8 protein-coding genes are annotated in these 8,568 nt (G+C 37.7%); 7 read left to right on the forward strand and 1 reads right to left on the reverse strand.

Translation table 11 applies throughout. The features are described 5' to 3' along the window. Nucleotides 1-25 precede the first annotated feature (25 nt). Nucleotides 26-2,068: a M16 family metallopeptidase gene (locus ACFFIP_RS15465; RefSeq protein ID WP_382388602.1), complete on the forward strand. Its 2,043-nt coding sequence runs from the start codon at nt 26-28 to the stop codon at nt 2,066-2,068. A gap of 72 nt (nt 2,069-2,140) precedes the next feature. Continuing rightward, complete coding sequence (locus tag ACFFIP_RS15470; protein WP_382388603.1) at nt 2,141-2,878, forward strand: LolA-like protein; 738 nt, start codon at nt 2,141-2,143, stop codon at nt 2,876-2,878. 38 nt (nt 2,879-2,916) lie between these two features. On the opposite strand, the gene ACFFIP_RS15475 is transcribed toward ACFFIP_RS15470, so the two are convergent. After that, on the reverse strand, nt 2,917-4,584 hold the full coding sequence (locus ACFFIP_RS15475) for a M61 family metallopeptidase (RefSeq protein WP_382388604.1): 1,668 nt from the start codon (nt 4,582-4,584) through the stop codon (nt 2,917-2,919). Between the two features lie 137 nt (nt 4,585-4,721). On the opposite strand from ACFFIP_RS15475, the gene rpmH reads away from it, so the two are divergent. The 5 genes from rpmH to ACFFIP_RS15500 are packed head-to-tail and all read left to right on the forward strand — an operon-like array spanning nt 4,722 to nt 8,173. Further along, nucleotides 4,722-4,880: a 50S ribosomal protein L34 gene (gene rpmH / locus ACFFIP_RS15480; RefSeq protein WP_123953957.1), complete on the forward strand. Its 159-nt coding sequence runs from the start codon at nt 4,722-4,724 to the stop codon at nt 4,878-4,880. Between the two features lie 45 nt (nt 4,881-4,925). Next, nucleotides 4,926-5,315 carry a ribonuclease P protein component gene (gene rnpA, locus ACFFIP_RS15485; RefSeq protein WP_382388605.1) on the forward strand — a complete coding sequence of 130 codons (390 nt, stop codon included), beginning with the start codon at nt 4,926-4,928 and terminating at the stop codon, nt 5,313-5,315. Beyond that, on the forward strand, nt 5,312-6,976 hold the full coding sequence (locus tag ACFFIP_RS15490) for a S41 family peptidase (RefSeq protein ID WP_382388606.1): 1,665 nt from the start codon (nt 5,312-5,314) through the stop codon (nt 6,974-6,976). Before rnpA ends, ACFFIP_RS15490 begins: the two co-directional genes overlap by 4 nt. A 4-nt stretch (nt 6,977-6,980) precedes the next feature. Next, nucleotides 6,981-7,670: a tRNA (adenosine(37)-N6)-threonylcarbamoyltransferase complex dimerization subunit type 1 TsaB gene (gene tsaB / locus ACFFIP_RS15495; RefSeq protein WP_382388607.1), complete on the forward strand. Its 690-nt coding sequence runs from the start codon at nt 6,981-6,983 to the stop codon at nt 7,668-7,670. Continuing rightward, nucleotides 7,667-8,173, forward strand: coding sequence for a DUF2480 family protein (locus ACFFIP_RS15500; protein ID WP_382388608.1), 507 nt, complete (start codon nt 7,667-7,669; stop codon nt 8,171-8,173). The genes tsaB and ACFFIP_RS15500 overlap by 4 nt, the downstream gene beginning before the upstream one ends. Nucleotides 8,174-8,568: the final 395 nt, after the last annotated feature.

Below are 8,568 nucleotides of genomic sequence, written 5' to 3' on the forward strand. Positions count from 1 at the left end.
TTTTCACCCCAAACTGATAATTGAAATGAGAAAGATATTAGTATACTTAATTTTGACCTTGTTTGTGCAAACAGGTTTTGCACAGATTGACCGTTCGACTTACCCTGCCCCAGCTCCTGCAAGGGAGATCAAACTTGGAAATGCAGATTCTTTTGTTTTACCCAATGGATTGAAAGTTTTCGTGGTGGAAAATAACAAGCTTCCCCGTGTTGCCTTTTCTTTGGTATTGGAAAGAGATCCGATTTTGGAAGGTGAAAAAGCAGGAATGTTGGGAATGGTAGGAGAGATGCTTAAAGGCGGTACAAAAAACCGAACAAAAGATCAGTTGGATGAAGAAATTGATTTCATTGGAGCTTCTTTGAGTGCTGGTTCTACATCTATTTTTGCATCCTCATTAAAGAAGCATCAGGACAAAGTGCTTGAACTGATGTCTGATGTTTTGTATAACCCTCTTTTCCCTCAGGAAGAGTTGGACAAACTGAAAAAGCAAGCTATTTCAGGTTTGGCAGCCAGCAAGGACGATCCTAATGCTATTTCTTCCAGATTGGCTTCTTCGCTGAATTTTGGTAAGGACCATCCATATGGGGAATCAGAGTCTGAGACTACTGTTAACAATATTACAGTAGAGGATATCAAAACCTATTATCAAACCTATTTTAAGCCAAATATTGCTTATTTGGCTATTGTAGGTGACATTACCAAAGCTGAGGCTGAAGCTTTGGTCAATAAATATTTCGCAAAATGGGAAAAGGGTGATGTGCCTTCTAAAATTTATTCAGTACCAGCTGCTCCACAAAAAAATGTGGTAGCCTTGGTAGACCGATCAGCTTCTGTACAGTCTGTTGTGAACATTACCTATCCGATGGAAATGAGTCTTGCAGATTCAGATTACTTGGCTAGCAGGCTTTTGAATTATATTCTAGGTGGAGGTTCCTCCTCCAGGTTATTTATGAACCTTAGAGAAGATAAAGGTTATACCTATGGCGCTTATTCTTCTATAGGAGCTGATAAACTGGTTACATCTTTTAGAGCCAACGCAAGCGTTAAGCAAACGGCAACAGATTCGGCTATTGCAGAAATGATCTATGAAATCCGAAATTTAAGGGATAATGGGATCACTGAGGCCGAATTGGAGTCCGCAAAAGCCAACTTGAGCGGATCATTCGGTAGATCATTGGAAAACCCCTCTACTATCGCAAATTTTGCGATCAATACAGAGCGATATCAATTGCCTGCCGATTTTTATGCTACCTACCTGCAGAGATTGAATGCCCTCACGGTAGCTGATATTAATGCAGCAGCAAAAAAATACTTGAAGCCTGACAACATGTATATCACAGTGGTTGGAAACGGTAGTGTGATCCAAGAAAATTTAATGGCTTTTGGTGAAGTACAGAGGTTTACCAATACTGGGGAACCAGAACGTCAAATAGCCATGGATGCTGATATGACTCCAGAGGCCGTGATTGAAAAGTATATTCAGGCAATCGGAGGAGAGGAAAAGGCAAGATCTATCAAGACATCAAAACTGGAATCTGTAGCAGAAGTACAGGGAATGAAGTTGAATATGATTTATGTCTATGATGAAACCAATCAGGCTTTTTCCAATAAAATTATGATGATGGGTAATGTGGCAGTCAATACCGTGGTAAAGGATGGTAAAGCATCTGTAACTTCAATGGGACAATCCCAAGAATTAACTGATGAGCAATTTGAAGCTATCAAAATGAGTATGTTTATTTTCCCAGAGTTACATTACGAAGGTCTTGGCTATAGTTTGGAGCTTGAAGGCATCAAAGATGTAGAAGGAGAAGATGCATATAAAGTAATAGTTTCCAACCCTACTGGTTCAAGTCAGGCCAATTATTATAGTGTATCTACTGGTCTTAAAATCAAAAGTGAAAGTGCAGAATCAGGGGATACTTTTTATGCCGAATATTCCGAAGTAGAAGGTGTAAAATATCCAATGCTGTTGACAGTGAAATCTCCGGCCATTCCCATGCCATTGGAGTCCAAAGTGGAGAAGATTGAATTCAATGTTACTATCCAAGAAGGGGATTTGAAATAAAACTGAATTGGGAAAAGGGGAGGGAATACTCCCCTTTTTTCGTACTTTTATCCATCTTAAACCAACAAAAAAATGAAAAATAATAAACTTTTAATTCCAGTTTTGGCCTTGTTAGTCTTTTGTGGTCAAGTAAATTTTGTCCATGCAGGAACTTTTGATTCCAATGAATCGGAAATTATTTTGGAAGAGAATGATCCTAATCAAGTCCTTGCCAGATATATTCAGGCTGTAGGGGGGAAAGAAAATGTGGCAAAAATCAAAAACGCTGTCATGACCATGGAGGCAGAACTTCAGGGAATGACTATCCTGATCAAGGGGATATCAGACCAGGAAAATGGGAGACTGGTTCAGGAGACTTCCGTCATGGGTAATGTTGCTTCCAAAACCATTTTAGCCAATGGTAAAGGCATAATGATTGCCATGGGGCAGGAACAAGAGCTTCCAGAGGAGATGATTACTTTGATGAAGGCCCAGACTTATGTGTTTCCAGAAGAACATTATGAAGCCTTGGGATATCAGCTGGAATTAAGGGGTACAGAAGAAGTAGATGGAGAAGAGGCCCACACGCTGATTATTACTGCACCAAATGGGATGAAGACAGTGGAATACTATTCTGTAAAATCCAATTTGAAATTAAGAACTAGCTCCGATGTCAGTGGAGAAGTTACTTACAGCAATTATCAGGAAATTGATGGCGTTAAAGTTCCGATGACCATGACCATTAAAAACCCTATGATGCCGATGGCATTGGAAGCTAAGGTTACATCGATGAAGTTCAATCAAGAATTGTCTGATGAAGATTTTAAATAAACAATTATCAAAAGAGGCCACCGATTTATGGCCTCTTTTTATTTCATCCATTTGGAGGTCTTCTCGTTATATTTTTCAAGAGCCAATTCAAATTTTGGATAAAATTTCCCGGGTTCGGGTGGAATGTTACAGTAAATCAGCCTTTCAAATCTGTTAATGAAAAATGCAGCATTTTCAACTGATCCGAGTTTATTTTTGTCAAAATCGGCTCCGTTTATTTTTAGGACTTTATCCCCAAGCATAAGCGTGTAATATGCCTTGCTTTCCGGATGGATCTGTTGGATGATGCCATCTTCATGGGTCCTGATACCAAAATCATGAAGCAAGACATCTTCCTTAACTTTCTCTTCAATAGTTACGCCGATGGTGTTCAGCAATATTTTAAGATATGGGTACAAGTCTTCATGACCAAAAACAATTCGGTGGAAAAAGGCATCAATTGCACTATTGTTTTTAAATTCTTGATAGACTATTTCTTTAAAGTCGGACAGGGAATACCCAATTCCAGTCATACCAAACTTTTCCCACATTTTTTTCATCACGATCGAAAGGGATGAACCTTCATCTAACAGCATTAAATCCAGGCAAAGTGAAATCAGAGCACCCCTGTTATAAATATTCACTTTTTTATCGGGTATTCCGGTTTTGTAACCGTCTAACCATAAATCATAGCTTGATTCCACAATCGATTGATTTTGCCAACCAAAATGATCAAGTTCTCTTTGGATCTGTTTTTCTAGGATTTTCAAATAATCCTCTATGGAGAAATATCCTGATTTGAGTAGGAATAGGTCTCCCATATAGGTGGTAACTCCCTCAAGCACAAGTCCTGATTCCAGGTAAGTTTCCTTCGATAAATCATAAGTTGTCAACGCTTTAGGTCTGATACGGCAAACATTCCAAAAATGGTAAAGTTCGTGGGAACTTACACCCATTAATTCATCCAAATCGGGTTTATTTAATAGCCTTGATGCTGGTCCAAAGGTGATGACTGTGGAATGCGCATGTTCAACTCCATGGTAATGTCTGTAAGGTAGCAGCTGGAAAATGAAGTGATACTCTTCGGAAGGGAAGTCACCAAAAGCCTTAATTTGGGCCGTGGTGAATCTTTTGAAATCCTGAATTAATCGGTTAACATCAAAGAATATTTCTCCATTGAACCACAAAAAGAAGTCGCTTCCATTTACTTCATATGTATACTTTGAAAGTTGATCAGACGCCAATAATGGACTATCCATAAGATGCTGATAGTTTTTTGCTTTCCAATGGTTGTTGCCTTTATTGGGCAAAGCGGTTGCAATCTGATAATCTTTTGGGAGATCAATCTGAATACTTATTTCTTGATTCTTTTTCTCTAAAATCTCAAAAATAAAATTGCTGAAATTGAGGTAAAGTTGTGTGTCATCTGACCAGCAACCTCCAGCATCCATTTGATTGCAATAAAAGGAGTAGGAAATCTCATAGCTACCAGGTTTTTCAGCCTCAAAGTACCAGAGATCTTTAGTGGTTTTATTCCATTTTACAGGTTTTTCTTGGAATAAAACCTGAAAACCTCTGATTTTTTGAGCATAATTAGCCAATTCATACCTTCCAGGTCTCCATGCAGCTAGTTGCAATGAAACCTTTTCTCTATTTTCGCACTTCAATATCAGAGTAACCTTGATAAATTGAGAACAAATCGAGTCTCTGCTGATCAAATACTGCATCTTGCTTATAATTGTCTTTAAACAAAAGTAATTCTCTGGTTTGTAAATAAAAAAAAGCTGTCTATCTTTGCAGTCCTTTTGTGGGAGAACCTATAGGGAAAGAACTGGTAAGCAAAAAATATTAAAAGCATAGCGTCATGAAAAGAACATTTCAGCCTTCTCGTAGAAAAAGAAGAAACAAGCATGGATTCAGACAAAGAATGTCTACTGCCAATGGTCAAAGAGTATTGAGATCAAGAAGAGCAAAAGGAAGACATAAACTTACTGTTTCTTCTGAGAAAACATTGAAGAAATAATTCTTTGGCATTTATTTCGTATTTTCATACGTCAAATTAAATGCGATGAATTATAAACTTCCAAAGAATGAACGAATACATTCTCAAAAGTCAATAAAGGAACTTTTTGATAAAGGTTCCTCTTTTTTTTTATATCCTTTCAAAGTGATGGTTCTGGATCAACCTGACAAAAATGAGGGAACCCATCAGGTACTTTTTTCCGTTTCTAAAAAGAAAATCAAAAAAGCAGTTGACAGAAATTTTGTCAAACGTAGGATGAAAGAGGCTTACCGTTTGAATAAATCTGTAATTTTGACATCAAACAGCCACAACAAATTAATTGGTCTGATTTATGTTTCTTCTGAAATTGCTACATTTCAGTTTATTCAAAAAAAGATTTGTAAGATCTTGTCAATGATAGCAGAGACACCACAATCCACAAATAAAAATTCATGAAGCTAAGCTTTAAAAAACCGCTCATCCTGATTCTTGCCTCTGTGCTTACCGCAGGCATGCTTTTTTCATTTGTCAACAAAAATGACAAGTTGTTCGCCATTGCAAAAAACCTTGACATCTTCGCTTCTCTGATAAGAGAATTGGATTCTTACTATGTGGATGATATTGATCCCGAAGAATTGGTTTCTGTCGGTATTAATGCCATGCTGGAGGAGTTGGATCCATATACTGAATTTATACCAGAAGAAAATTCTGATGAATTTAGGCTGTTGACCACAGGGGAGTATGGTGGAGTTGGTGCACTTATTGGCAATAGGACAGGGACAAATATGATTTTGATGCCTTATAGAGGTTTCCCTGCTCAAGCAGCTGGACTTCGGATTGGTGATCAATTTCTTAAAATAGATACTGTAGATGTCACCAAAAAAAGTACATCTGACATTTCCGGTCTTTTAAAAGGTCCTGCCAATACTTCGGTTTTTGTTCAAGTCAAAAGAGGAGAGGATACCGTTGAAGTTAATTTAACCAGAAGAAAAATTGTGATCAGCAATGTTCCTTACTATGGGAAAATTGATGATCAGACTGGATATATCAAATTAACCGACTTTACAACCAATGCTGCTTCAGATGTCAGGAAGGCATTTCTTGATCTAAAATCCCAAGGAATTACGAGACTTGTGCTTGATGTAAGGGACAATCCTGGAGGGATTTTGAAGGAGGCAGTTGAAATTGTCAATCTTTTTATCCCTAAAGGAAAAGAAGTGGTAAGGACAATTGGAAAACTTGAAAGCGTAAATGCTGTATACAAGACTACCAAATCGCCTATTGATAAGGATATTCCTATCGCAGTACTCATTAATGAAAGAAGTGCATCAGCTGCTGAAATTGTTGCCGGTGCGCTTCAAGATTATGACAGGGCGGTTTTGATAGGTCGAAAGACTTTTGGGAAAGGACTGGTGCAGACGACAGTACCGTTATCTTACAATTCCCAAGTAAAGGTTACCACCGCCAAATATTATATTCCAAGTGGAAGGTGTATTCAGGCTATTGATTATAGCAAGAAAGATGAAAACGGGAATTCTTCATCGGTACCTGATTCATTAAGAAATGAGTTCAAGACAAAAAATGGAAGAATTGTTTTGGACGGTGCAGGAATTGAGCCTGATAAAAAAGTAGACCCGAAGTTATTCGCGCCGATTACCTACAGCTTGGTTGCAAGGAATCTCATATTTGAATTTGGAAATGAGTTTTTCTGGCAAAATGAATCCATTGTAGCCCCCTCTGAATTTTCGGTAAGTGATGAACTTTATAATGAATTTGTAACCTGGTTGGAAGGGAAAGAATATGATTATACTACATACGTAGAGAAATCGCTGGATGACCTTGTGAAATATGCTGAGAGGGAAAAGTATTTTGATGAAATCAAGGAAACTATCGAAGATCTTAAGAAAAAAGTCAGCCACAGTAAAGAGCAAGATTTGATCACTTTCAAATCTGAAATAAAGGAGGCACTTAAAGAAGAACTTGTTTCCAGGTATTATTACCAGGAAGGTGTAGTGGAGGCTTCTTTGAAAAATGATACAGAAGTAAATACGGCACTATCTATTCTTTCCAATCAGCAGGAAATCAATCGTATATTGACAGCATCTGCCAAGAAGTGAGTTTATGGCATTGATATTATCATTAGAAACTGCTACATCGGTATGTTCTGTTGCACTACATGACAAAGGGAGTCTCGTAGCGCTTTTGGAATTGCATCAGGAAAATGTGCATTCTCAGAAATTGATGCTTTTGGTGGAAGATATCTTTCAAAAGACAGGGCTGAAATCTTCTGATTTGGCAGCTGTATCAGTTTCTTCCGGTCCGGGATCTTACACAGGACTTAGGATAGGAGTGTCGATAGCCAAAGGCTTAGCCTTTGCTCACGATATTCCATTAATAGGAGTAGAAACTTTGGAGGCATTGGCTTTTCAAGCGAAGCACAATTTGGTTAAAGGAGAGCATGTAGTTCCGATGATGGACGCTAGAAGGATGGAAGTATATATGGCCGTCTATAATTCAGATTTTATCCAAGAAGAGCCAATTCAGCCCAAGATTATCGAAACCAATCCATTTTTGGAGTATTTAAATCGGGGGAGAGTGTTTTTTCTTGGTGATGGTCTTACCAAATTGAAAGAAGTATTGAATCATCCAAACGCTGTGTTCCTGAAAAACCTCAACTCCGCAACATCAGTGGGTGAATTGGCCTATCTAAAGTTTGAAAATAAGGAATTTGTGGATATAGCGTATTTTGAACCGAACTACCTGAAAGATTTTAGGGTTATAGCATCCAAGAAAAATCCATTATTGCTATGAGTGAAATTATCAATAGGGTTGCCAATAGTCCAATTGTTACCATTGATTTGGAAGATTATTACAGGTCAGTGGAGAGGGTCGTTTTTGATCTAAAGGATTATTTGTTTCAGGAATTGATTTTGAAAGAAAAAGATTTCAGAGAAGCATTGAAAAATCTCGATTGGCAAATTTACAAAGGGAAACTCGTTGCCATAACTTGTTCAGCGGATGCCATTGTTCCTAATTGGGCTTATATTTTGGTTGGTACTTATCTTGGTAAATACGAAGTAGAATATGTTGTTGGTGATTTGGGTGTATTAGAACAGTATCTGTTTGAAAAATCTTTGTCCAAGATCAATCCGGAAATATTCAAAGATAAGCCTGTGGTGATAAAAGGATGTAGCAAACATCCGGTGCCCCTGTTTGCTTATGGAAGAATTGTATCCCTAGTTCAGCCATTTGCAAAATCAATTATGTATGGAGAGCCATGTAGTACAGTGCCGCTTTATAAAGCCTCTAAATAAAATATTTTTCTTGTTTACAGGCAGTTAATGAAAGTTGATGATTTTTTTAGATTTTGGGTTTGGTAAATATGGGAAAGTCCGCTAAGTTTGCATTCCCATTTGAGAGGAACACACCTGAAAAAGTCAGGTTGAATAGTTTGAAATTGACAGAATAAAAATCGATAAAAAATATTTAAAATTTTTTTCGATTGAGTTTTGGAAGTTAAAATTAAACCTCGATATTTGCACTCGCTTTTAGGGAAACGGTCCTAAACAAAACCCAATAAAAGGGTAAAAGTTCTTTGAAGTGATGGATACGAAACGACAAGAAACCATTGGTCTTAAGACCTGTGGGAATTAAAAACCTGTAGATACAGAATCAAGGTCAGCCAGTGATGGCTGGCCAGAAAAAACTT

The organism is Fontibacter flavus (assembly GCF_042432905.1).
In the GTDB taxonomy this organism is placed as follows: domain Bacteria; phylum Bacteroidota; class Bacteroidia; order Cytophagales; family Cyclobacteriaceae; genus Fontibacter; species Fontibacter flavus.

Coding starts and splice junctions, on each gene's coding strand:
- ACFFIP_RS15465 (WP_382388602.1), top strand. CDS start 26: ATGAGAAAGATATTAGTATACTTAATTTTGACCTTGTTTGTGCAAACA.
- ACFFIP_RS15470 (WP_382388603.1), top strand. CDS start 2,141: ATGAAAAATAATAAACTTTTAATTCCAGTTTTGGCCTTGTTAGTCTTT.
- ACFFIP_RS15475 (WP_382388604.1), bottom strand. CDS start 4,584: ATGCAGTATTTGATCAGCAGAGACTCGATTTGTTCTCAATTTATCAAG.
- rpmH (WP_123953957.1), top strand. CDS start 4,722: ATGAAAAGAACATTTCAGCCTTCTCGTAGAAAAAGAAGAAACAAGCAT.
- rnpA (WP_382388605.1), top strand. CDS start 4,926: ATGAATTATAAACTTCCAAAGAATGAACGAATACATTCTCAAAAGTCA.
- ACFFIP_RS15490 (WP_382388606.1), top strand. CDS start 5,312: ATGAAGCTAAGCTTTAAAAAACCGCTCATCCTGATTCTTGCCTCTGTG.
- tsaB (WP_382388607.1), top strand. CDS start 6,981: ATGGCATTGATATTATCATTAGAAACTGCTACATCGGTATGTTCTGTT.
- ACFFIP_RS15500 (WP_382388608.1), top strand. CDS start 7,667: ATGAGTGAAATTATCAATAGGGTTGCCAATAGTCCAATTGTTACCATT.